The 22,224-nt window shown below is 71.3% G+C and carries 17 protein-coding genes and 1 pseudogene; 15 read left to right on the top strand and 3 right to left on the bottom strand.

All coding sequences use genetic code 11. The features are described 5' to 3' along the window. Positions 1 to 20: 20 nt before the first annotated feature. Both OG711_RS11225 and OG711_RS11220 read right to left on the bottom strand, forming a co-directional pair. The gene (locus OG711_RS11225) at positions 21 to 1,478 is read right to left on the bottom strand and encodes a hypothetical protein (RefSeq protein WP_329559178.1); all 1,458 of its coding nucleotides are present in this window, start codon (positions 1,476 to 1,478) and stop codon (positions 21 to 23) included. A 74-nt stretch (positions 1,479 to 1,552) separates the two neighbouring features. Further along, a complete protein-coding gene (locus tag OG711_RS11220; RefSeq protein ID WP_329559177.1) occupies positions 1,553 to 2,884 on the bottom strand; it encodes an integrase in 1,332 nt (443 codons plus the stop codon). A gap of 251 nt (positions 2,885 to 3,135) precedes the next feature. On the opposite strand from OG711_RS11220, the pseudogene OG711_RS11215 reads away from it, so the two are divergent. The 4 genes and pseudogenes from OG711_RS11215 to OG711_RS11200 all read left to right on the top strand — a co-directional run. Further along, a pseudogene (locus OG711_RS11215) lies at positions 3,136 to 4,599 on the top strand (YifB family Mg chelatase-like AAA ATPase); the annotation flags it as partial. After that, complete coding sequence (dprA, locus tag OG711_RS11210; protein WP_329559176.1) at positions 4,596 to 5,753, top strand: DNA-processing protein DprA; 1,158 nt, start codon at positions 4,596 to 4,598, stop codon at positions 5,751 to 5,753. The pseudogene OG711_RS11215 and the gene dprA, both read left to right, overlap by 4 nt. Positions 5,754 to 5,974: 221 nt before the next feature. Then, complete coding sequence (gene whiG / locus OG711_RS11205) at positions 5,975 to 6,811, top strand: RNA polymerase sigma factor WhiG (protein WP_073793330.1); 837 nt, start codon at positions 5,975 to 5,977, stop codon at positions 6,809 to 6,811. 148 nt (positions 6,812 to 6,959) lie between these two features. After that, on the top strand, positions 6,960 to 7,514 hold the full coding sequence (locus OG711_RS11200) for a TetR/AcrR family transcriptional regulator (RefSeq protein ID WP_073793331.1): 555 nt from the start codon (positions 6,960 to 6,962) through the stop codon (positions 7,512 to 7,514). 323 nt (positions 7,515 to 7,837) lie between these two features. Here the strand turns inward: OG711_RS11200 and OG711_RS11195 are convergent, their stop codons facing one another. Beyond that, positions 7,838 to 8,785: a M23 family metallopeptidase gene (locus OG711_RS11195; protein ID WP_405673195.1), complete on the bottom strand. Its 948-nt coding sequence runs from the start codon at positions 8,783 to 8,785 to the stop codon at positions 7,838 to 7,840. A gap of 310 nt (positions 8,786 to 9,095) precedes the next feature. Between OG711_RS11195 and rpsB the strand changes: the two genes are divergently transcribed. From rpsB to OG711_RS11140, 11 genes are all read left to right on the top strand, one after another. After that, complete coding sequence (rpsB, locus tag OG711_RS11190; protein ID WP_073793333.1) at positions 9,096 to 10,064, top strand: 30S ribosomal protein S2; 969 nt, start codon at positions 9,096 to 9,098, stop codon at positions 10,062 to 10,064. Between the two features lie 179 nt (positions 10,065 to 10,243). Further along, positions 10,244 to 11,080 carry a translation elongation factor Ts gene (gene tsf, locus OG711_RS11185; RefSeq protein WP_073793334.1) on the top strand — a complete coding sequence of 279 codons (837 nt, stop codon included), beginning with the start codon at positions 10,244 to 10,246 and terminating at the stop codon, positions 11,078 to 11,080. A gap of 176 nt (positions 11,081 to 11,256) precedes the next feature. Next, on the top strand, positions 11,257 to 12,042 hold the full coding sequence (gene pyrH, locus OG711_RS11180) for a UMP kinase (RefSeq protein ID WP_073793335.1): 786 nt from the start codon (positions 11,257 to 11,259) through the stop codon (positions 12,040 to 12,042). 166 nt (positions 12,043 to 12,208) lie between these two features. Next, complete coding sequence (gene frr, locus OG711_RS11175) at positions 12,209 to 12,766, top strand: ribosome recycling factor (RefSeq protein WP_073793336.1); 558 nt, start codon at positions 12,209 to 12,211, stop codon at positions 12,764 to 12,766. 332 nt (positions 12,767 to 13,098) lie between these two features. Further along, positions 13,099 to 14,232, top strand: a complete 1,134-nt coding sequence (locus OG711_RS11170) for a phosphatidate cytidylyltransferase (RefSeq protein ID WP_399504483.1) — start codon at positions 13,099 to 13,101, stop codon at positions 14,230 to 14,232. 108 nt (positions 14,233 to 14,340) lie between these two features. Continuing rightward, complete coding sequence (gene rlmN, locus OG711_RS11165; RefSeq protein WP_329559174.1) at positions 14,341 to 15,447, top strand: 23S rRNA (adenine(2503)-C(2))-methyltransferase RlmN; 1,107 nt, start codon at positions 14,341 to 14,343, stop codon at positions 15,445 to 15,447. Between the two features lie 273 nt (positions 15,448 to 15,720). Next, positions 15,721 to 16,812 carry a thiamine ABC transporter substrate-binding protein gene (locus tag OG711_RS11160; RefSeq protein ID WP_099279493.1) on the top strand — a complete coding sequence of 364 codons (1,092 nt, stop codon included), beginning with the start codon at positions 15,721 to 15,723 and terminating at the stop codon, positions 16,810 to 16,812. 134 nt (positions 16,813 to 16,946) lie between these two features. Beyond that, positions 16,947 to 18,557, top strand: a complete 1,611-nt coding sequence (locus OG711_RS11155) for an ABC transporter permease (RefSeq protein ID WP_079185012.1) — start codon at positions 16,947 to 16,949, stop codon at positions 18,555 to 18,557. Continuing rightward, positions 18,557 to 19,651 carry an ABC transporter ATP-binding protein gene (locus OG711_RS11150; protein ID WP_329559173.1) on the top strand — a complete coding sequence of 365 codons (1,095 nt, stop codon included), beginning with the start codon at positions 18,557 to 18,559 and terminating at the stop codon, positions 19,649 to 19,651. Before OG711_RS11155 ends, OG711_RS11150 begins: the two co-directional genes overlap by 1 nt. A 79-nt stretch (positions 19,652 to 19,730) precedes the next feature. Next, positions 19,731 to 20,564, top strand: coding sequence for a maleylpyruvate isomerase family mycothiol-dependent enzyme (locus tag OG711_RS11145; protein WP_073793340.1), 834 nt, complete (start codon positions 19,731 to 19,733; stop codon positions 20,562 to 20,564). Positions 20,565 to 20,721: 157 nt separating this feature from the next. Continuing rightward, positions 20,722 to 21,885 carry a serine hydrolase domain-containing protein gene (locus OG711_RS11140; RefSeq protein WP_329559172.1) on the top strand — a complete coding sequence of 388 codons (1,164 nt, stop codon included), beginning with the start codon at positions 20,722 to 20,724 and terminating at the stop codon, positions 21,883 to 21,885. Positions 21,886 to 22,224 lie beyond the last annotated feature (339 nt).

The raw sequence follows: 22,224 nt of genomic DNA, 5'->3' as shown, positions 1-22,224 counted from the left end.
CTCCGGCCGACCTGACGATCTCAACCAGGTTCCTCAGCCGTGCTGCCTCCCGCGACGTAGCTGGGGACGTTCATCCGTACGCGGCTGGGGAGCATATGTCGTACGCCGACAGCAGGCCAGGGGCTGGTCGTCTCGTCCGCGCAGTCCGCGACAGCAGCCTCTTGGTGGTCCGGATCCGGCTTGTCGGCGAGATGTCCCCCGAAGACGACGGTCCATGCCTGTTCCAGGGCTTCGAGGGCGCCGTCCCCGAACACGTTCCGGGAGGCGCGCTGGACCTGCTGGTCGGGCAGCACGTAGACGCTTTCGTGGGTGCCCTGGGTGTGCTGAAGAGGACGGCCTTCGCCCGTCACCGTCGTCCGCCGGGACCGCTGGAACGGCGATCCGCCCAGTCGGTTCTCACGCCCCCACCGCTTGGCGTCCTCATCAGTCACCCCGAAGGCCAGCGGGCCCACCGGACGGGGCCGGTCCATGTCCCGTGTGTCCCGCAACGAGTTGTGCGAGCGCGTGACCATCAGGAAGTCGGTTCCCGGAGCCAGACGGGAAGCCAGAACACGACCGTGGACGGTGGCCTCAAGGGCTTGGGTGATGAGCCTTCCGCGGGAGTCGGCGCCGGAATCAGTGATGTTCTCCGTGGAGAACCACCGGCCACCACCCGCTCTGCGCTTCTCGATCTCGACCTGATAGGTCACCGAAGCCCTCTCACCGGCCGACGGTGCAGCGGTGGGTGCCGGCATGCGGCTGTAGACGGAAAGATTCCAGCCGAACCTGTCCGTCAGAAGGACAGCCAGAGCGGTGAGCTCTCTGGGCGTAAGGAACAGCCTGCCCCACGACTTCTCCGCGCTCGCGCCGCCCAGCAGACGGCGGTGCGTCACGTAGACCTGTCCGCTGGGAAAGACGGTCCGGGGGACGTCACCCGTGCGGGCGAGATGATCAAGGACCGTGCCGATCTTCCACTCCCGGCTCCCCTCGGCAAGAGCACCAGACCGCCAGCTGTCCAGCAGAGCGGTGTTCTCCCGGATCCGTATCCAGGCGGACCGGAACTGCCGCTGGGCAGCCAGCGCCATCCGTTCGCGCTCGTCCTTGCCGAAGGACTGCTTGCTCGGTTCCGGCGAGGGAATGCGCCGGGACAGTTCCTCCGCCACTGGCCCGGTGGCCAGTCTCGGCTCCTGCTGCAGCAGTTTGCGGATCACGATGAGTGTGAGTCTGCCGGTATTGGTGCCGACGTGAAGGGTCCGCCAGCGCTTCAACGAGGCCACGGTCAGATCGTCCAGATCCCCGGGCGGGTTCTCCAGTTCAGACAGGAAGCGGACAAAGATCACGATCTTGTCCCAGCAGGTGATCGCGGTGAGGTGGCTGTTCCAGCTCCGGGACCGCGTGGCAAACGCGGCAGCCAGCGCGCGCTGCATCGCCTCAGGAGCCGACAGCTGGGCGAAGTCGAACTCCTTGTTGAACCCAGCCTTGTTCACTACCGCCACCATCAGCCCCTCCTGAGCCAGCGGAGGCTCGACCTGGTGACCGGCAGGCGGCAGGACCGCCTTGCGTCCCCGCCCGCTCACGACGCCGCCCCGAGGAGGCTGTCGATGTCCTGGATCCCGGCCGTCTCCCGGGCAAGACGCGCGAAGACGCCGTCCAGATCCTCGACCTGCGGATCCTCACCGTCGTCTCTCTCCGCCATGGCCAGGATCGACTCCAGCTGCAGATGCGCAACGGGCGCAAGATAGTGGCGTTTCGTGGTTTCCACGTCCGCGTGACCCAGGATCGTCTTGACCAGCCACCACGGATCGCCGAACAGCAGAGCGAAGTCCCGCCTCTCCTTCTTCGTGAGGCCGTAGCGGGTTTCCATGAGCTGGTTCAGCACGATCAGCAGGTAAAGGGCGGCCGAGTGTCGGGCTGAGTGCGGGGTGGCATACGGGCTCTTGCCCCGCACCTCCGCCAGCCGGAAGTCCCGGGAGACCGTCCGCTCCTTCTCTGTGAGCAGGACCTTCTCGCAGCGCAGGTTCGCTGTCCTGAAGACCCCGTTCCACCTGTCGGGCGCCATCGGCAGGCCCTGCTCGGTCAGCCACAGATAGGCGGGCTCCGGACCATCCGGTCCCTCCAGGAACAGCGACTGCCGTTCCATCCAGTCCAGCCGGGACAGTTCTCTCTCACCGATGACGCCGTTCCGGTCGACCCACTCGACCTTCGGCTTCAGTCCGCTGGTCACCCGGGTGATCAAGTGCATCTCGGGAAGCCGCTCGTAGCGGCCCGCCGCATGGGCCCGCGCGATGGCCCAGGCCCGCTCGGACTCGATGTATGCCTCGACCTGGCCGACCGCGTCCACCGAGGCGTAGAACACCCGGCTGTTCTTCGACCGCGTCACCGCCCCGGCTATCCGGCCGTGGCAGTACTGGCCGTGCCGAAGGCGTTGGGTCGGCAGCTCGAAGACCAGCAGCGACCCGCCCTCCTGCCGCCGAAGAGCCGAAGACAGCAGCAGCTGCACGAAGCTCGTGTTCCGTATCTCCGTCCGCGAATCCCACCCCTGCTCCGGGAGACCAGCCCGGGTGTGACCACGGAGCCCGATGTCCGACCACAGACCCCAGGTCCGCGGCGTCAGCCACGACACCCGCGAGCTGACCGAGTCCGCCGCCCGGTCCTCCCGCCGCGACACATCCACCGGCAGCGGGCTTACCTTCCCCCACTTGAACAGCTTGGTGAAAGCGGCCGCCTCCCGATTCCATTTCGTCCCGCTGATCTGCTCCGGGTTCTCCGGCGCGTCACACCGCCAGTCCCGGAAGTCATCCAGATCCTGCTGGGTCGCCTGCCGCCACTCGACATCCCGCGACGACAGGAAATCCAGCAGCAGACGCATATCCGTCGAATAGTTCCGCTTGGATTCCCGCTCCATATTCCGGAACGTGTTCGACCGAACGAAATCCAGAAGACCCGCATCAACCATTCCGTCCGGCCGTACGAACACTGGATCACCCGGCTTCAGCCCGATCCGGGCCACCGCCTCCGGCAGATCCCGCACCCCCAGAACGCCCTCAGTCGGCAGCGTCCCCCACCGACCTGGATCCGGCACCCGCACCACTTGCCACGTACTCAACTTCTGTCACTCCTGACGCTTGAACTCACTCAAGCATCAGGGAAGCTTCGAACTCCGGCGCCCAGTGGCCCCAGAAGAAGCTCACGGTCGGGCTGAGCCCCGCGTCCGTGCCCAAAGGCGGCAGCGGCTTCGACCTCGCCGTGGCCAGCGCGGTGCTCGGCGCCGCCGAACGCGTCGACCCCAAGGTCCTCGCCGACCTGGTGATGGTCGGTGAGCTGGGCCTGGACGGCCGGGTCCGTCCGGTGCGCGGGGTGCTCCCCGCCGTCCTCGCGGCGGCCGACGCCGGATACCGGCAGGTCGTCGTCCCCGAGTCCTCGGCGGCGGAGGCGGCCCTGGTCCCCGGGGTCGCGGTCCTCGGGGTGCGCAGTCTGCGCCAGCTCATCGCGGTCCTCAGCGGCGAGCCCGTCCCCGAGGAGGAGCCCGACGAGCCCGGCCGCCCGGACCCCCTGCTGGCCGGGCTGACCCTGCCGGGCGAGGGCTTCGGCAGCGGTCTGGCGGCGCCGCGATCGGGCGGCCGGGAGCATGTACCCGACCTGGCCGATGTCGTCGGCCAGCGCTCCGCCCGTACGGCCGTGGAGATCGCCGCGGCGGGCGGACACCATCTCTTCCTCCAGGGCCCGCCCGGCGCGGGCAAGACGATGCTGGCGGAGCGGCTGCCCGCGATCCTGCCGCCGCTGGGCCGCCAGGAGTCCCTGGAGGTGACCGCGATCCACTCCGTCGCCGGACTGCTCCCGCCGGGCCAGCCCCTGGTCGACCGCGCGCCCTACTGCGCCCCGCACCACTCGGCGACCATGCAGGCCCTGGTGGGCGGCGGCCGGGGGGTGGCCCGGCCCGGGGCCGTCTCCCTCGCCCATCGCGGGGTACTTTTCCTCGACGAGACCCCGGAGTTCAGCGGGCATGTGCTCGACGCGCTCCGCCAGCCCCTGGAATCGGGGCATGTGGTGATCGCCCGCAGCGCCGGGATGGTCCGGCTGCCCGCGCGGTTCATGATGGTCCTCGCCGCCAACCCCTGCCCCTGCGGCCGGTTCGGTCAGCGGGGCATCGCCTGCGAATGCACGCCCCAGGCGATCCGGCGCTACCAGTCCCGGCTGTCCGGCCCGCTCCTCGACCGCGTCGACCTGCGGGTACGGGTCGACGCGGTGACCCGGGCCGAGCTCACCGCGCTGGGGGAGCGCGGCGAGAGCACCAAGGCCGTCGCCGAGCGGGTCCGCGCCGCCCGTGAGCGGGCCGCCCACCGCCTCGCGGACACCCCCTGGCGGGCCAACGGCGAGGTACCCGGCCATGAACTGCGCACCCGCTGGCGCCCCGTCCCCGGCGCGCTGGACGAGGCCGAGCGCGGGATGGAACGCGGCCTGCTCACTGCCCGCGGCCTCGACCGGGTGCTGCGGGTCGCCTGGACCGTCGCGGACCTCACCGGCCACGACCGTCCCAGCACCGCCGACGTGGCCCTCGCCCTGCAACTGCGCACCGGGGTGCCCCGTGGGGTCCCGCTCGCCGTCGAGGCCCCGGCATGAGCGCGGACCACGAGGAGCGGCTGGCCCGGGCCGCCCTGACCCGCGTCCTCGAACCGGGCGACGAGCGCGCGGGCCGCTGGCTGGCGGAGCTCGGGCCCATGGAGGTCGCCCGACGGCTCGCCGAGGGCGGTGAGCCACTGCCCGGCGCGTCCCCCCGGCGCTGGGCCGGACTCCGCTCCCGGGCCGAGCGCATGCGCCCCGAGCGGGACCTGGCCACTGCCCGGGACACCGGTACGCGCTTCCTGTGCCCCGGGGACGGTGAGTGGCCCGCCCAGCTCGACGACCTGGGCCTCGCCCGGCCTCTCGGGCTGTGGGTGCGCGGCCACCCCGGCCTGCGGATCTGGGCGCTCCGCTCGGTCGCCGTCGTCGGCGCCCGCGCGTGCACGGAGTACGGCGCCCACACCGCCGCCCGGCTCGCCGCCGACCTCGCGGAACGCGGCTGGGTGGTCGTCTCCGGGGGCGCGTACGGGATCGACGGCGCCGCCCACCGGGGTGCCCTCGCCGCGAGCGGCGCCACGGTCGCGGTGCTGGCCTGCGGGGTCGACCGGCCCTATCCGCAGGGCCACCGCGCACTGATCGGCCGTATCGCGGAACAGGGCCTGCTCGTAGGCGAGTTACCGCCCGGCGAGCACCCCACCGCCTCGCGCTTCATCCTGCGCAACCGTGTGATCGCCGCACTCACCCGCGGCACCGTCGTCGTGGAGGCCGCCCACCGCAGCGGCGCCCTCGCCACGGTACGCTCCGCCGCCCGCCTCGGCCGGTTCACCATGGGCGTGCCCGGACCGGTGAGCAGCGCGCAGTCCGCCGGTGTGCACGAACTCCTGAGGGAGGGCGCCGTCCTGGTCACCGACGCGGCCGAGATCGTGGAACTGGTCGGGGAGATCGGTCAGCTCGCGCCACGCCGCCAAGGCCCCGTCCTTCCCCGCGACCTGCTCAGCACCGCCACCGCCCGGGTGCTCGCCGCGCTGCCCGCGGGCAGCGCCGCCGGCGCGCGGGAGATCGCGCGGGAGGCCGCCACCACCGAGGACGACGCCATCGGCAGGCTCTACGAGCTCCACTCGCTGGGGTTCGTCGAACGACACGGCGACGGCTGGCAGTTGACACGCCAGGCGGGGAACACGCCCGGGCGAGGCCAGGGGAGGAGTCCGAATTGACGCCACGCGTGTCACCCGCACGTGTGCCGTACCCCCGCACACCAAGGGCCTCGGGGGTTCGCGGGCGCCCTCCGGAACGACGCCCGCGACTCCTGCGGGGCATCAACGGAACGTATCTGCGCACAGATGATCCCAGACCCCTCGCACACCGCGACACTCCAGTCACGCTACGCTCACATGGATTCCCACCCAGTTCACGGCAGAACGGCACAAGGCGACGAATGCCCCAGCACACCTCCGGGTCTGACCGGGCGGCTGCTCCCCCCGCAGCCCGCGGGAGCGTGCGGCCTCCCGCCCCCTCGACGCTCGACGAGCTGTGGAGGTCGTACAAGACGACGGGCGACGGCCGGCTGCGCGAGCAGTTGATCCTGCACTACTCGCCGCTGGTCAAGTACGTCGCGGGCCGGGTGAGCGTCGGGCTGCCCCCCAATGTCGAGCAGGCCGACTTCGTGTCCTCCGGGGTCTTCGGGCTGATCGACGCGATCGAGAAGTTCGACATCGAGCGGTCGATCAAGTTCGAGACCTACGCGATCACCCGTATCCGCGGCGCGATGATCGACGAACTGCGCGCGCTGGACTGGATTCCCCGCTCCATCCGGCAGAAGGCGCGCAACGTCGAACGCGCCTACGCCACCCTGGAGGCCAAGCTCAGGCGCACGCCCTCGGAGAGCGAGGTGGCCGCCGAGCTGGGGATCGCCCTGGAGGAACTCCACGGGGTCTTCAGCCAGTTGTCCCTGGCCAATGTGGTCGCCCTGGAGGAGCTCCTGCATGTCGGCGGGGAGAGCGGCGACCGGCTGAGCCTCATGGACACCCTGGAGGACACCGGCGCGGACAACCCGGTCGAGGTCGCCGAGGACCGCGAGCTGCGCCGGTTCCTCGCCCGCGCCATCAACACCCTGCCCGACCGGGAGAAGACCGTCGTCACCCTCTACTACTACGAGGGCCTGACACTCGCCGAGATCGGCCATGTGCTCGGAGTGACGGAGAGCAGGGTCAGCCAGATCCACACCAAGTCGGTACTCCAGCTCCGCGCGAAACTGGCCGGATTCGGCCGCTGAGCGCTCGTCCCACGGCCGGATCACCCCCTCCGTAGGCCGACCGCCCCGGGAACGCGCCGGTCCGCGACGTGCCGGAGGGGGTGACCGCCTCCCGCGACGGCCCCGGCGTCCGTAGAGTGGGGGGGTGCCAAGGATTCGAGCGGCCTCAGTGGCCGAGCACCGTTCGATGCAGCGCGCCGCCCTGCTGGACGCCGCGCGGTCCCTGCTGTCCGAAGGAGGGACGGAGGCGCTGACCTTCCCCGCCCTCGCCGAGCGCACCGGCCTCGCCCGGTCCTCGGTCTACGAGTACTTCAAGTCGCGCGCCGGGGTCGTCGAGGAACTCTGCGCGGTCGACTTCCCCGTCTGGGCCGCCGAGGTCGAGGGCGCCATGGCCCTCGGCGAGGGCCCCGAGGGCAAGATCGAGGCGTATGTGCGACGCCAGCTCGACCTCGTCGGGGACCGTCGGCACCGCGCCGTCGTCGCGATCTCCGCGAGTGAGCTGGACGCCGGCGCCCGGGAGAAGATCCGCGCCGCGCACGGCGGGCTGGTGGCCATCCTCGCGGAGGCCCTGCGGGACATGGGGCACACGGAACCGCGCCTCGCGGCGATGCTGCTCCAGGGCGTCGTGGACGCGGCGGCCCGGCGGGTGGAGCTGGGTGCGGAGGAGCCGTCGGCGGTCGCCGACGCGGCGGTCTCGATGGCGTTGCGCGGGGTGCGCGGCTAGGGCCTCGGGCCCGTCGCGGGTTCTTCGGCCCGTGTTGTGGGGCCTGTGCCGCCCCGTTGTGCTGTCTCCCCCTTCCCTTTCCCCTTCCCTGCGGCTGCGGTGTGGCCCCTCGTTGTGGGCTGTTCCTGTGTCTCTGTCGGGTGCGTGTGTCGTGCCGGTACCGGGCCCTTCGGCTGTGCGCGCGGGGTGCTGTGCGCCTGGGCCTCGGTGGGTGCCACTGCCTGGTCGTGGTGCGGCTGCCGGTGCCTGTGGTGGTTGTCTTTCTGCTGCGGATGTCGCGCCATTCGCGCAGTTCCCCGCGCCCCTTTGGAGCGCGGGGAGCCTCAGCCGCTTGGTTCTTCGGGTGCGGGTTGTACGGGGCTTCGGGGTGCCGGGGGGTGTCGTCCGGTGGTCAGGGGGAGCAGGCGGGGGGAGGGGGCTCGCAGGAGGGCGGGTGGGAGCAGCGACAAGGGGTTCAGGTACTGGTCGGCGCGGCGCAGTCCCCAGTGGAGACAGCCGGTGGCGCAGTGGGACCCGATGGCTTCCGTCCGGCCCAGGAGTTGGCCTGCGGTGACGTGGTCGCCCCGGCGGACCGAAGGGCGCACGGGTTCATGGGTCAGACGCAGCGGTGGGGTGCCCGTACCCGTCAGTTCCACCGTGATCACGTTCCTGGTCGCGACCCGGCCCGCGAAGGTCACCCGCCCCGGGGCCACCGCCCGTACCGGGGTGTCCGGGGGAGCCGCCAGGTCCACACCCCGGTGCCCTGCCGTGTACGCGGTGGCCGGAGGGAGCCAGCCACGTAGTACCAGCGGTCGGGGGCTTGCCGCCAGTGGCCATATGGCCACCGGCGGCGGCACCGGGCGTGCGGTCCGTGGTCGCTGGAGGTGCCCGACGGGGCTGTCGGGCCGGTGATCCGACCGCGCGGTGGAGTCGGCCGCCGGGATGCTGCGCGCACTCCCGATACCGCCACCGCTCCCGCCCGGGCCCGTGTCCCCTGCTGCCGCCGTCCGCAGGGCCGTGGGTGATGCCCCCAGCGTCAACGCCAGTAGCAGCAGTACCGGCGTCAGTACCGGCAGCAGGGTCGGAAACGGCCCGCGTGCCCTCGCCGGTGCCGGCACTCCCGCCCGTACCCGTAGCGGCACCCGAACCCGTACCCGAACCAGCACCCGTACCCAAGTCGGCACGCGGACCCGTACTCGCCTCTGCAACCCCGCCCCCGCCCTCGCCGAACAGCGTCCGTCGCCGGGCCCGTCATCCGGCCCGTCATCCGGTCCGTCACCGTGTGCGCGCATCCCCGTCCCCCGTTCCGGCCCGCTCGGGCCATGTGCTCCACGGTGCCTGGTCATGACGCTCCGTGGCCGCCGCGAGGCCGATCTGTGGAGTACCGGGTGGTTGTGGACAGCGGCGTCATCCGAGGGGGTCAAGGTCCCGTACACTTCATGTGGCGACCCGGGTCACCGGGTCGACTTCGCACGCCCCGACATCTGCCGCTCAACACGGCAGTGTCCGCGCTCCTCGGTCCCTCGTGGCACAGCGCGCCGGGGCGTCAGGCGCGACCGCCGTCCGGCGGATGCGACAACCGAGTCCAAGGAGAACACGGCCATGGCCGTCGTCACGATGCGGGAGCTGCTGGAAAGCGGCGTCCACTTCGGTCACCAGACCCGTCGTTGGAACCCGAAGATGAAGCGATTCATCTTCACGGAGCGCAACGGCATCTACATCATCGACCTGCTCCAGTCGCTGTCGTACATCGACCGCGCCTACGAGTTCGTCAAGGAGACCGTTGCCCACGGCGGCACGGTCATGTTCGTCGGCACGAAGAAGCAGGCGCAGGAGGCCATCGCGGAGCAGGCCACCCGCGTCGGCATGCCCTACGTCAACCAGCGCTGGCTGGGCGGCATGCTCACCAACTTCTCCACCGTGTACAAGCGCCTCCAGCGCCTCAAGGAGCTTGAGCAGATCGACTTCGAGGACGTCGCCGCCTCCGGTCTGACCAAGAAGGAACTCCTCGTCCTCTCCCGCGAGAAGACCAAGCTGGAGAAGACCCTTGGTGGTATCCGCGAGATGCAGAAGGTGCCCAGCGCCGTCTGGATCGTGGACACCAAGAAGGAGCACATCGCGGTCGGCGAGGCCCGCAAGCTCAACATCCCGGTCGTCGCGATCCTCGACACCAACTGCGACCCCGACGAGGTCGACTACAAGATCCCGGGCAACGACGACGCGATCCGCTCCGTCACCCTGCTGACCCGCGTGATCGCCGACGCCGTCGCCGAGGGCCTCATCTCCCGTTCCGGTGTCGCCACCGGTGACTCGAAGCCGGGCGACAAGGCCGTCGGTGAGCCGCTGGCCGAGTGGGAGCGCGACCTCCTGGAGGGCGAGAAGAAGGCCGACGAGGCCGCCCCCGCCGCCGACGCTCCGGCCGACGAGGCCCCCGCCGCTGAGGCCGAGGCCCCCGCCGCCGACGCGCCCGCCGCCGAGGCCGAGGCCCCTGCCGAGGCGCCCGCCGCCGAGGCTCCGGCCGCTGACGCCCCCGCCGCCGAGGCGCCCGCCGCCGACGCCGAGCAGGGCTGACCGCACCCAGTAGAGGACCGACAGGTCGGAACGGTGGGGCGTGGGTACGACAACCCACGCCCCACCGGCCCCCCGCCCGTCGGTTTCGGTTCCACGGGAGCACACCCGGCTCCGGCCATCGCCGCCGGTGACCCCCGTGGACGCTCGATACCTCCAGACTTCGAGAAAGATTCAGACTCATGGCGAACTACACCGCCGCCGACGTCAAGAAGCTCCGTGAGCTCACGGGCGCCGGCATGATGGACTGCAAGAAGGCTCTCGACGAGGCCGACGGCAACGTCGACAAGGCCGTCGAGCTGCTGCGCGTCAAGGGCCAGAAGGGCGTCGCCAAGCGCGAGGGCCGCTCCGCCGAGAACGGCGCCGTGGTCTCGGTCATCGCCGACGACAACACCTCCGGTGTCATCCTTGAGCTGAAGTGCGAGACGGACTTCGTCGCCAAGGGCGAGAAGTTCCAGGCCGCCGCCGCCGCGCTGGCCGAGCACGTCGCCAAGACCTCCCCGGCCGACCTGGACGCGCTGCTCGCCTCCGAGATCGAGGCCGGCAAGACCGTCCAGGCGTACGTGGACGAGGCCAACGCCAACCTCGGCGAGAAGATCGTCCTGGACCGCTTCGCGCAGTTCACCGGCGCCTACGTCTCCGTGTACATGCACCGCACCATGCCCGACCTGCCGCCGCAGATCGGTGTCCTGGTCGAGCTGGACAAGCCGAACGCCGAGGTCGCCAAGGGCATCGCGCAGCACATCGCCGCGTTCGCCCCGAAGTACCTCTCCCGTGAGGACGTCCCGGCGGAGATCGTCGAGGGCGAGCGCCGCGTCGCCGAGGAGACCACCCGCAACGAGGGCAAGCCCGAGGCGGCCATCTCGAAGATCGTCGAGGGTCGCGTCAACGGCTTCTTCAAGGAAGCCACCCTTCTGGGTCAGGCGTACGCGCTCGACCAGAAGAAGTCCGTCCAGCAGGTCCTGAACGAGGCCGGTGTCACCCTGAAGCGCTTCTCGCGCATCAAGGTCGGCATCTGAGTCCGTACGGCGATCGCCGGTAGACCCCGCTAGGGTCTACAGCGGTCGCTCGCGTACCGACCGCGTACGCGACGGACCACCGCAGATCTGACGAGGAGGCCATTGCCGCGCATGGGATGCCATCGACACCCCATCGGCAGTGGCCTTCTTCGTATGTGCACCACGAGGAGAACGCTATGACCACCAAGGCCGGTACCGGTGAGAAGGGCGCGAAGAGCGCGAAGAGCGATGACGGCACGGTCGCCGGGCGGTTTATGCTCAAGCTTTCCGGTGAGGCGTTCGCCGGCGGCGGGGGTCTCGGTGTCGACCCCGACGTGGTGCACAAGATCGCCCGGGAGATCGCGGCCGTCGTGCGTGACGGCTTCGAGATCGCCGTCGTCATCGGCGGCGGCAACTTCTTCCGGGGCGCCGAACTCCAGCAGCGCGGTATGGACCGGGCCCGTTCCGACTACATGGGCATGCTCGGCACCGTGATGAACTGCCTCGCCCTCCAGGACTTCCTGGAGAAGGAAGGCATCGACTCCCGGGTCCAGACCGCCATCACCATGGGTCAGGTCGCCGAGCCGTACATCCCGCTGCGGGCCGTACGGCACCTGGAGAAGGGCCGCGTCGTCATCTTCGGCGCCGGTATGGGCATGCCCTACTTCTCCACCGACACCACCGCCGCCCAGCGTGCCCTGGAGATCGACGCGCAGGCGCTGCTGATGGGCAAGAACGGTGTGGACGGGGTCTACGACTCCGACCCCAAGACCAACCCGGACGCGGTCAAGTTCGACTCCCTCGGCTACGGCGAGGTCATCACCCGTGACCTGAAGGTCGCCGACGCCACCGCGATCACCCTGTGCCGTGACAACAAGCTGGCCATCCTCGTCTTCGAGCTGCTCGTGGAGGGCAATATCGCCCGGGCGGTCCGGGGTGAGAAGATCGGCACGCTGGTGGGCGACCAGGGCGCCCGGGCCTGACCCGCCCGGCCATCACCCCGGTCGGCCCCGCCAGTCGGGTCCCCCGCCGGGGCCCCGACAGGGGATGGACAAAGCCCTGCCGGTCGTACACCGTGCAGGGGACAGACGCGACGCGGCCGGCACCCCCACCGGGGCCGGGCCTACTCAAGACACGCAGGAGCAACTGGTGATCGAAGAGACCCTCCTCGAAGCCGAGGAGAAGATGGAGAAGGCCGTCGTCGTCGCCAAGGAGGACTTCGCCGCGATCCGCACCGGCCGTGCGCACCCGGCGATGTTCAACAAGATCGTGGCGGACTACTACGGCGCGCTGACACCGATCAACCAGCTCGCCTCGTTCTCGGTGCCCGAGCCGCGCATGGCCATCGTGACCCCGTTCGACAAGAGCGCGCTGCGCAACATCGAGCAGGCGATCCGGGACTCCGACCTCGGCGTCAACCCGAGCAACGACGGCAACATCATCCGGGTGACGTTCCCCGAGCTCACCGAGGAGCGCCGCCGCGACTACATCAAGGTCGCCAAGAGCAAGGCCGAGGACTCCAAGGTCTCGATCCGCGCCGTGCGCCGCAAGGCCAAGGACTCCATCGACAAGCTCGTCAAGGACGGCGAGGTCGGCGAGGACGACGGCCGCCGCGGCGAGAAGGAGCTGGACGACACCACCACGAAGTACGTCGCCCAGGTGGACGAGCTGCTGAAGCACAAGGAAGCCGAGCTGCTCGAAGTCTGATGAACGACTCTTCCTGGGGAGCGCCCTCACGGGCCGGATACGCCGGGCCGGGGCTCCCGACCGACCAGGGACCCGCCGACGGGTCCGGCCACGGGCCGACTCAGGACCGCGGTCCCGCCCCGGGTCACGGTGCTGCCTTCGGGCACACCGTCGCCCAGGGGTACCACCCTGCCCCGGGCCGCGCCGCTCATCCGCCGGCCCCGTCCGTCCACGACCCCGGCCAGGGCTTCGCTCCCGCCCCGCCCGGACCCGGCGTCCCGTATCCGGCCGTACCGGGCCAGGCACCGGCCGCCCCCGGGTACGGCGCGCCCGCGCAGCCGTACACCGGCGAACTGCGGGCCCCGCTCCCGGCCACCGTCCCCGGCACGCGTCCCGCCACTCCCGGGCCGCGTCACGAAGCGGCACCGGCCGCTCCTGCGTACGATGCGCTAGACCTCGTGCGTCCAGGAGAGACACAGCCCATGCCGATCGTGCCCGGTGTGCCCGCGAGCGGCGGGGAACCGGACGGCTGGGGAGCCGCTTCGCCGGGTGGCTCCCCGTATCAAGCCCCGGGCGGTCAGAGCCCGCGGCGGGCCACGCACCCCACGGCGCCGCAGATGCCACAGGAGCCCATGCCCATCGTCCCGGAACCGGCCCCCGTACCGCAGAAGAAGACCGCGGGACGTGATCTGGGCGCGGCCATAGGTGTCGGGGTGGGCCTCGGAGCGGTGATCGTCGCCTCGCTGTTCGTGCAGAAGGCGGTCTTCGTCGGTGTCGTCGCCGTCGCCGTCGTCTTCGGGCTGTGGGAACTGACGTCACGGCTCAAGGAGCGCAAGGGCATCAACGCCCCGCTCGTGCCGCTCGCCGTCGGTGGCGCCGCCATGGTCGTCGCCGGGTACGCGCGCGGGCCCGAGGGCGCGTGGGTGGCGACGGCGCTCACCGCGCTGGCCGTGCTCGTGTGGCGGATGACCGAACCGCCCGACGGCTATCTGAAGGACGTCACGGCGGGGGTCTTCGCCGCGTTCTACGTACCGTTCCTGGCGACGTTCGTGGCGCTGATGCTCACCGCGGACGACGGTGACTGGCGGGTCCTGACGTTCCTCGTGCTCACCGTGGTCAGCGACACCGGTGCCTACGCGGTCGGCTGGCGCTTCGGCAGGCACAAGCTCGCCCCGCGCATCAGCCCCGGCAAGACCCGGGAGGGCCTGTTCGGGGCGATCGGGTTCGCGATGGCCGCGGGCGCCCTGTGCATGGAGTTCCTCATCGACGGCGGCACCTGGTGGCAGGGGCTGCTGCTGGGCCTCGCGGTCGCCGTGAGTGCGACGCTCGGCGACCTCGGCGAGTCGATGATCAAGCGGGACCTCGGCATCAAGGACATGGGCACCCTGCTGCCGGGCCACGGCGGCATCATGGACCGGCTGGACTCGCTCCTGCCGACCGCCCCGGTGGTCTGGCTGCTGCTGGTGGTCTTCGTCGGACAAGGCTGACGGAACGGTTCGCACGCAGCACGTCTGACCTGCGGAAAGCTTGCTGAGGGGTCGGTTGTCCACAGGGCGGCCGACCCCTCACCGTTTCTCTGCGACACTGGATGCACCATGCCCAAGCCCGGAGAACTCACTTTCGTCACCCCGCGCGGAGCCAAGAAGCCCCCGCGGCACCTCGCCGACCTCTCGCCCGCCGAGCGCAAGGACGCCGTCGCCGCGATCGGCGAGAAGCCGTTCCGCGCCAAGCAGCTGTCGCAGCACTACTTCGCGCGGTACGCCCATGACCCCGCGCAGTGGACCGACATCCCCGCCGGAGCGCGCGACAAGCTCCAGGAGGCGCTCCTCCCGGACCTGATGTCGGTGGTGCGGCACATCAGCTGTGACGACGACACCACCCGTAAGACGCTGTGGCGCCTCTTCGACGGGACCCTCGTCGAGTCCGTCCTGATGCGCTACCCCGACCGGGTCACGATGTGCATCAGCTCCCAGGCCGGATGCGGGATGAACTGCCCGTTCTGCGCCACCGGCCAGGCCGGTCTCGACCGCAATCTGTCCACGGCGGAGATCGTGCACCAGATCGTGGACGGCGTCCGGGCCCTGCGGGACGGGGAGATCCCCGGTGGCCCCGCCCGGCTGTCGAACATCGTGTTCATGGGCATGGGAGAGCCGCTGGCCAACTACAACCGCGTCGTCGGGGCGATCCGCCGGCTCACCGACCCCGAGCCGGACGGCCTCGGGCTGTCGCAGCGCGGGATCACGGTGTCCACGGTCGGTCTGGTCCCCGCGATCCACCGGTTCGCCGACGAGGGCTTCACATGCCGCCTCGCGATCTCCCTGCACGCCCCCGACGACGAGCTGCGCGACACGCTCGTCCCGGTCAACACCCGCTGGAACGTCCGCGAGGTGCTGGACGCGGGCTGGGAGTACGCGGAGAAGTCGGGCCGCCGGATCTCCATCGAGTACGCGCTGATCCGCGACATCAACGACCAGGCGTGGCGCGGTGACCGCCTCGGCCGGCTGCTCAAGGGCAAGCGGGTGCACGTCAACCTCATCCCGCTGAACCCGACACCGGGCTCGAAGTGGACGGCGTCCCGTCCCGAGGACGAGAAGGCGTTCGTGGAAGCCATCGCCGCGCACGGCGTGACCGTCACCGTCCGCGACACCCGGGGCCAGGAGATCGACGGCGCCTGTGGACAGCTGGCGGCGTCCGAACGTTAGACCGGTACGCTTGGGCCGTACACCCGCATAGGGTCCGTACACCGACACACCCGTACACAGACAACTGCATTTTTCCGACAGGGGAGCGCCACAGCGCTGAGAGTGCGGCAGCCGGGTCACCGGTGGGCCGCAGACCCTCTGAACCTCGCCCGGGTCATTCCGGGTAGGAAGTTCGGTCACCACTCAAGCTGTTGCGCCCTGTCCGCGCACCCCGTCCGGGTGCGCGGGCGGGGCCGCGTCTCTTCCTGGTCCGCCCCCAGGAGGAAGAACCACGTGAGCACCACCAAGAAGGTCACCGCAGCGGCCGTCGCGGCCGGACTCGGTATCGTCACGCTCTCCGCGTGCGCCGAGAGCTCCAGCGGCGACTCGCACGGCAGCGGTTCCAAGACGGTCACCCTCGTCAGCCACAGCTCCTTCGCCGCCTCCGAGAAGGTCCTGGAGGAGTTCGAGGCGGAGTCCGGGTACAAGCTGAAGGTCCTGGAGGACGGGGACGCGGGCGTCGCCGTCAACAAGGCCATCCTCACCAAGGGCAACCCGCAGGGCGACGTCTTCTTCGGCATCGACAACACCCTGCTGTCCCGCGGCCTCGACAACGACCTCTTCGAGGTCTACGAGGCGCACGGCGCCGACAGCGTCCTGCTGGCCAAGCGGCCCCTGCTCGACAAGAAGGACCGCGTCACCCTGGTCGACACCGGCGAGATCTGCGTCAACTACGACAAGAAGTACTTCGCCGACAAGGACATCACCCCGCCGGAGACCTTCGCCGACCTGGTGAAGCCCGAGTACAAGAACCTCCTCGTGGTCGAGAACCCCGCCACCTCCTCGCCCGGCCTCGGCTTCCTGATAGGCACCGTCGCCCAGGAGGGCAACGTGGAGTGGCCCGACTACTGGAAGAAGCTCAAGGACAACGGCGTCAAGGTCGTCGACGGCTGGGACCAGGCGTACAACGAGGAGTTCTCCGGCTCCGCGGGCGGCAAGAAGGCGGGCGGCGACCGTCCGCTCGTCGTGTCGTACGCGTCCTCGCCGCCCGTCGAGGCGATCTACTCCGACCCCAAGCCCGCCGAGGCGCCGACCGGGGTGGCCAAGGGCACCTGCTTCCAGCAGGCGGAGTACGCGGGCCTGCTCGCGGGCGCCAAGAACCCCGAGGGCGGCAAGGCGCTGCTGGACTTCCTCAGTGAGAAGACCTTCCAGGAGGACATGCCGCTGAACATGTTCGTCGACCCGGTCCACAAGGACGTGAAGCCCCCGGCCGACTTCGCCAAGTACGCCGTGAAGGTCGACGCGCCGCTGACGATGGACCCGCAGCGCATCGCCGACAACCGCGACCAGTGGGTCAAGCAGTGGACCTCGCTCGTAGTGAAGTAGCCGACGACCGGCACGCCCCCGTCAAGGACGGCGGCGGGGCCGGGGCCGAGCGCCCCGGGCCCCGTCGCGGCGTGCGCCCGGGCCCCGCCTCCCGGCGGGCCCGGCGCCGGGGGAGCGCCCTGCGGTTCGGGCTGATGGCCCTGCCCGTCGTGTTCTTCGCGGTGTTCTTCGCCTACCCCGTCACCGCGATCGTCGCGCGCGGGCTGCGGCCCGCCGGAGCCTGGGAACTCGGGCGTATCGGTGAGGTGCTGGCCCAGCCCGAGATCCGTGAGGTGCTCTGGTTCACCACCTGGCAGGCGCTCGCGTCGACCGCCCTCACCCTGCTGATCGCGCTTCCCGGCGCCTATGTCTTCGCCCGGTTCTCGTTCCCCGGCAAGCAGGTGCTGCGGGCAGTGGTGACCGTGCCGTTCGTGCTGCCCACGGTCGTCGCCGGATCGGCGTTCCTCGCACTCCTCGGCCGGGGCGGACTGCTGGACGAGACAGCGGGCGTCCGGCTCGACACCACCGTCTGGGCGATCCTGCTCGCCCACGTCTTCTTCAACTACGCCGTCGTGGTCCGTACCGTCGGCGGGCTGTGGGCGCAGCTCGACCCGCGGCAGGAGGAGGCCGCCCGGGTCCTCGGCGCGTCCCGGTTCACCGCCTGGCGGCGGGTCACCCTGCCCGCGCTGCGGCCCGCCGTCGCGGGGGCCACCCTGATGGTCTTCCTCTTCACCTTCACCTCCTTCGGTGTCGTCCAGATCCTCGGCGGACCCGCGTACTCCACGCTGGAGGTGGAGATCTACCGGCAGACCTCGCAGATCTTCGACCTCTCCGCCGCCGCGGTGCTCACCCTCGTACAGTTCGCGGCCGTCGTACTGATCCTGCTGGTCCACGCCTGGACGGTGCGGCGCAGGCAGGACGCCCTGCGGCTGGTCGACGCCGCGACCACCGCGCGCCGTCCGCGCGGCCCCGGGCAGTGGGCGCTGCTCGCCGGGGTCCTCGCGACGGTCGCCGCCCTGATCCTGCTGCCGCTCGCCGTCCTCGTCGCCCGCTCGTTCCAGGACGCCGACGGCGGCCTCACCCTCACCTACTACCGCGCTCTGACCTCCGCCGAGGGCGGCGCGTTCCTGGTGCCGCCGATCAACGCCATCGGCAACTCCCTGCTGTACGCGCTCGCCGCCACCGCCATCGCGCTGGTCGTCGGCGGACTCGCGGCGGCGGCCCTGACCCGGCGCGCCGGACGGCTGGTGCGCGGGTTCGACGCGCTGCTGATGCTGCCGCTCGGGGTGTCCGCGGTCACCGTCGGCTTCGGCTTCCTGATCACCCTCGACGAGCCGCCGCTGGATCTGCGGGCCTCCTGGTGGCTGGTGCCCCTCGCCCAGGCCCTGGTCGGGGTGCCGTTCGTGGTGCGGACGATGCTGCCGGTGCTGCGGTCGGTCGACGAACGGCTGCGGGAGGCCGCCGCCGTGCTGGGGGCGTCCCCGTGGCGTGCCTGGCGCGAGGTCGATCTGCCGCTGGTACGGCGGGCGCTGCTGATCGCGGCGGGGTTCGCGTTCGCGGTGTCGCTCGGGGAGTTCGGCGCGACGGTGTTCATCGCGCGGCCCGACGAGCCGACGCTGCCCGTCGCCGTCGCCCGGCTCCTCGGCCGTGCCGGGGAACTCAACTACGGCCAGGCCATGGCCCTGTCGACGCTGCTGATGGTGGTGTGCGCCGTGTCGCTGCTCGTCCTGGAACGGCTCCGGACCGACCAAGCGGGAGAATTCTGATGACCGACCGGACCGACCGCACCGACGGCACCGACCGGACCGACGGCGACCCGGCGGTGGCGCGGGAGGCGGCGCCCGCGCTGCGGCTCGCGGAGGCGACCGTCCGCTTCGGCGACCGGGCCGCGCTCGACTCCGTCACCCTGGATGTCGCCGAGCACGAGATCGTGTGCGTCCTCGGCCCCAGCGGCAGCGGCAAGTCGACCCTGCTGCGGGTGGTCGCGGGACTCCAGGAACTGGACGCCGGACAGGTGCTGCTCGGGGGCCGTGACCAGTCGGGGGTGCCCGCGCACCGCCGGGGGGTGGGCCTGATGTTCCAGGACCATCAGCTCTTCGCACACCGCGATGTCGGCGGGAACGTCGCGTTCGGGCCACGGGTACGGGGAGCGGGACGCGCCGAGCGGGACGCCCGGGTGGCGGAGCTGCTGTCCCTGGTGGGGCTGCCGGGTGCCGCACACCGGGCGGTGGCCTCGCTGTCCGGGGGTGAGCAGCAGCGGGTGGCGCTCGCCCGCGCGCTGGCGCCGAGTCCCCGGCTGCTGCTGCTGGACGAGCCCCTCGGGCAGCTCGACCGGACCCTGCGGGAGCGTCTGGTGGTGGAGCTGCGGGACCTGTTCACCGCGCTGGGCACCACGGTACTGGCGGTCACGCACGACCAGGGCGAGGCGTTCGCGCTGGCCGACAGGGTCGTCGTCATGCGGGACGGACGGGTCGCCCAGAGCGGGACACCGCTCGCCGTGTGGCAGCGCCCGGCGGACGAGTTCGTGGCCCGCTTCCTCGGCTTCGGGAACATCGTCCCCGCGACGGTGAGCGGCCCGTGGGCCGACACCCCCTGGGGCAAGGTGCCCGTACCGGAGGGGACGGCGGCGGGTCGGCGCCCGCTGCTGGTGCGGCCCGCCGGGGTGCGGCTGGTCGCCCCGGACGCGGGGCTGGCGTGCGTGGTCACGGCGCGGACCTTCCGGGGGACGCATGTAGCGGTGCGCCTCCAGCCGGAGTCGGGGCCCGAGCTGGAGGCCGCGTGCGGACTGCGGGACGCGCCCGAGCAGGGCGGGCGGGTCGGTGTGACGTTCGAGGTGACGGAGACGGTCGTCCTCGGGTGAGCCGTACGGAATCCGCGCGACTCCCCGGCCTTGGGAAAACCGCTGGGTCCCGGGGGGACGGGTGCGTAGGGTGCCCCGCATGATCAGTTCGAGTGATGAGCAGAACCTGGATGTCCCCGCGACGGGGCTCGGATACGTCCGCCACCGCGAGGAGATCGTCCGGGAGATCGACCGGTTGCGGCTGGTGCTCGCCTCGGGCGCCGATCTGACGCGACAGGTGCCGACCTGCCCCGACTGGACCCTCGACGACCTGGTGCGGCACACCGGCGGCGCCGTCCGCTGGGCCACACATCTGGTGCGGGAGCGGGCCCAGGAGAACATCCCCGAGGAGACGGTCCCCGGGGCCGCGGGACCCGCCGGGTCCACCGTCGAAGCCCTCGACGCCTGGCTGGCGCAGACCGCCGCCGAGTTGGCCGACGCCCTCGGGGGCGCCGGACCGGACACCCCCGTATGGACGTGGGGCTGGGAGCGGACCGCCGGGTTCTGGGCCCGCCGGATGACCCATGAACTGGTCGTGCACCGCGCGGACGCGACCCTCGCGGCGGGACTGCCGTTCGAGGTCCGCCCGGAGGTGGCGGCGGACGCGCTCGACGAGTGGCTGGAGATCGTCCACTTCATCCAGCGCAGCGAGCAGGCCGAACGGGCACCCGAACTGAGCGGCTCCGGCCGGAGCCTGCTGCTGCGGGCCACGGACGCGCCGGACGGCCTCGACGCCCACTGGCTCATCACCTTCGAGGACGACGGGTTCCGCTGGCGGCGGGGCAGCGGTTCCGCCACGGTCGAGCTGAGCGGCCCGCTCACCGATGTGCTGCTCGCCTTCTACCGCCGCCGCCCGCTGGACGACGGCCGGGTCACGGTCACCGGCGACCGCGCGCTCCTGGACCTCTGGCTGGACGTCGCCACCTTCGGCTGACCCGCGCGACGGTCCCGTGTCCACGCGACCCGGCCCCGGTCCGCCGCGACTGGCGTGGATACGCCAGCGGCGATCAGTTCGGGCCGGGCTTCGAGTCCTTACGGTGAGATGGGGGCCGAGCCGCGGACCCCGACCGACGAGTGAGAGGACCGCGCGTATGCCGGAGTCCACGTCCCCACTGAGCGCGTTGCTGGAAGCCCGGGTGGCCGAGGGTTCGGTGCCGGGCGCCGTCGCCCTGGTGGCACGCGGTGGCCGGACCGAGATCGCGGTGGCCGGTACGGCCGACACCGAGGGCACCGCCCCGATGGCGCGGGACAGCCTCTTCCGGATCGCCTCGCTCAGCAAGCTGGTCACCGCCGCCGCGGTCATGACCCTGATCGAGGACGGGAAGCTGGCGCCCGACGACCCGGTCGGCACCTGGCTGCCGGAACTGGCCTCCCCGGCCGTCGTCCGGGACCAGCGCGGTCCGCTGGAGGACGTGGTGCCGGCCGAACGGCCGATCACCGTCGAGGACCTGCTGAGCTCGCGGGCCGGGTGGGGCTTCCCGTCGGACTTCACCCTGCCCGCGGTCACCCCGCTGATCACCGAGCTGTACCAGGGCCTGCCCCACCCCGACATGGTGCTGACGCCCGACGAATGGCCGGCCCGGCTCGCCCGCATCCCCCTGCTCGCCCAGCCCGGGACGACCTGGCTGTACCACACCAGCTCCGACATCCAGGGCGTCCTCGTGGCCCGGGCCGCCGGTTGTCCGCTCCCCGAATACCTGGCGGAGCGGCTGTTCGAACCGCTCGGGATGACCGACACCGCGTTCCATGTACCGCCCGCGAAGCTCGACCGGTTCACCAGCTTCTACGAACCCGCCGAAGCCGGTGGGCTCGTACTGAAGGACGCGAGGGACGGGCTGTGGAGCCGTCCACCCGCCTTCCCGTCCGGAGCGGGCGGACTGGTCTCCACCCTCGACGACTGGTGGGCCTTCTGCCGGATGCTGCTCGCGGGAGGGGCCGCGGACGACGGCCTCCGGGTGCTGGACCCCGTCTCGGTACGCACGATGCGCACGGACCACCTCACCGCCGCGCAGCGCTCGGAGGGCGCCCTCTTCCTGGAGGGCCAGGGCTGGGGGTACGGCGGCACCGTGGACGTCCTCGCGGTCGAACCGTGGAACGTCCCCGGGCGGTACGGCTGGTCCGGCGGTACCGGGACGACCGCGCATGTCGTGCCCGCGACGGGGGCGGTCGGGATCCTGCTCACCCAGGTCGCGATGGCCGGACCGCGTCCTCCGGCGGTCATGCGGGACTTCTGGGAGTACGCGGGCCGCGTGTGACCTGGCCGGTCCTGGCTGGTGGGTCGCCTTTGTTTCCTGTGCGGGGCGTACTTGTTCCTGTGCCGTCGCTCGGTGGTTTTGCGTAGTTCTCCGCGCCCCTGGATGCTGCCCCTTCGGGTCGCTCTTCGGGTGCGGGCCTGTTCTCGTCTTTGCGCAGTTCCCCGCGCCCCTTTGGGGCGCGTTCTGTTGTTCTTCGGGTCGGTGCCGGTCGGGATTCTCCGTCCTCGCTCCAACGCGCTCGGTAAGACGTCCAGTAGCCGTACTGGTGGCGTCGGAGTCTGCGGGCAGAGATTCCCGCCCACCCCCTCGCGTAGCCGGGCGACCGTGCGGGGAGGGTGG

The organism is Streptomyces uncialis (assembly GCF_036250755.1).
GTDB lineage: Bacteria > Actinomycetota > Actinomycetes > Streptomycetales > Streptomycetaceae > Streptomyces > Streptomyces uncialis.
This window is presented reverse-complemented; position numbering and strand designations above follow the sequence as displayed.

Coding starts and splice junctions, on each gene's coding strand:
- tsf (WP_073793334.1), top strand. CDS start 10,244: ATGGCGAACTACACCGCCGCCGACGTCAAGAAGCTCCGTGAGCTCACG.
- OG711_RS11155 (WP_079185012.1), top strand. CDS start 16,947: ATGGCCCTGCCCGTCGTGTTCTTCGCGGTGTTCTTCGCCTACCCCGTC.
- OG711_RS11225 (WP_329559178.1), bottom strand. CDS start 1,478: ATGGTGGCGGTAGTGAACAAGGCTGGGTTCAACAAGGAGTTCGACTTC.
- OG711_RS11220 (WP_329559177.1), bottom strand. CDS start 2,884: ATGGAGCGGGAATCCAAGCGGAACTATTCGACGGATATGCGTCTGCTG.
- rpsB (WP_073793333.1), top strand. CDS start 9,096: ATGGCCGTCGTCACGATGCGGGAGCTGCTGGAAAGCGGCGTCCACTTC.
- OG711_RS11140 (WP_329559172.1), top strand. CDS start 20,722: ATGCCGGAGTCCACGTCCCCACTGAGCGCGTTGCTGGAAGCCCGGGTG.
- OG711_RS11195 (WP_405673195.1), bottom strand. CDS start 8,785: ATGCGCGCACACGGTGACGGACCGGATGACGGGCCGGATGACGGGCCC.
- rlmN (WP_329559174.1), top strand. CDS start 14,341: ATGCCCAAGCCCGGAGAACTCACTTTCGTCACCCCGCGCGGAGCCAAG.
- whiG (WP_073793330.1), top strand. CDS start 5,975: ATGCCCCAGCACACCTCCGGGTCTGACCGGGCGGCTGCTCCCCCCGCA.
- pyrH (WP_073793335.1), top strand. CDS start 11,257: ATGACCACCAAGGCCGGTACCGGTGAGAAGGGCGCGAAGAGCGCGAAG.
- dprA (WP_329559176.1), top strand. CDS start 4,596: ATGAGCGCGGACCACGAGGAGCGGCTGGCCCGGGCCGCCCTGACCCGC.
- OG711_RS11150 (WP_329559173.1), top strand. CDS start 18,557: ATGACCGACCGGACCGACCGCACCGACGGCACCGACCGGACCGACGGC.
- OG711_RS11145 (WP_073793340.1), top strand. CDS start 19,731: ATGATCAGTTCGAGTGATGAGCAGAACCTGGATGTCCCCGCGACGGGG.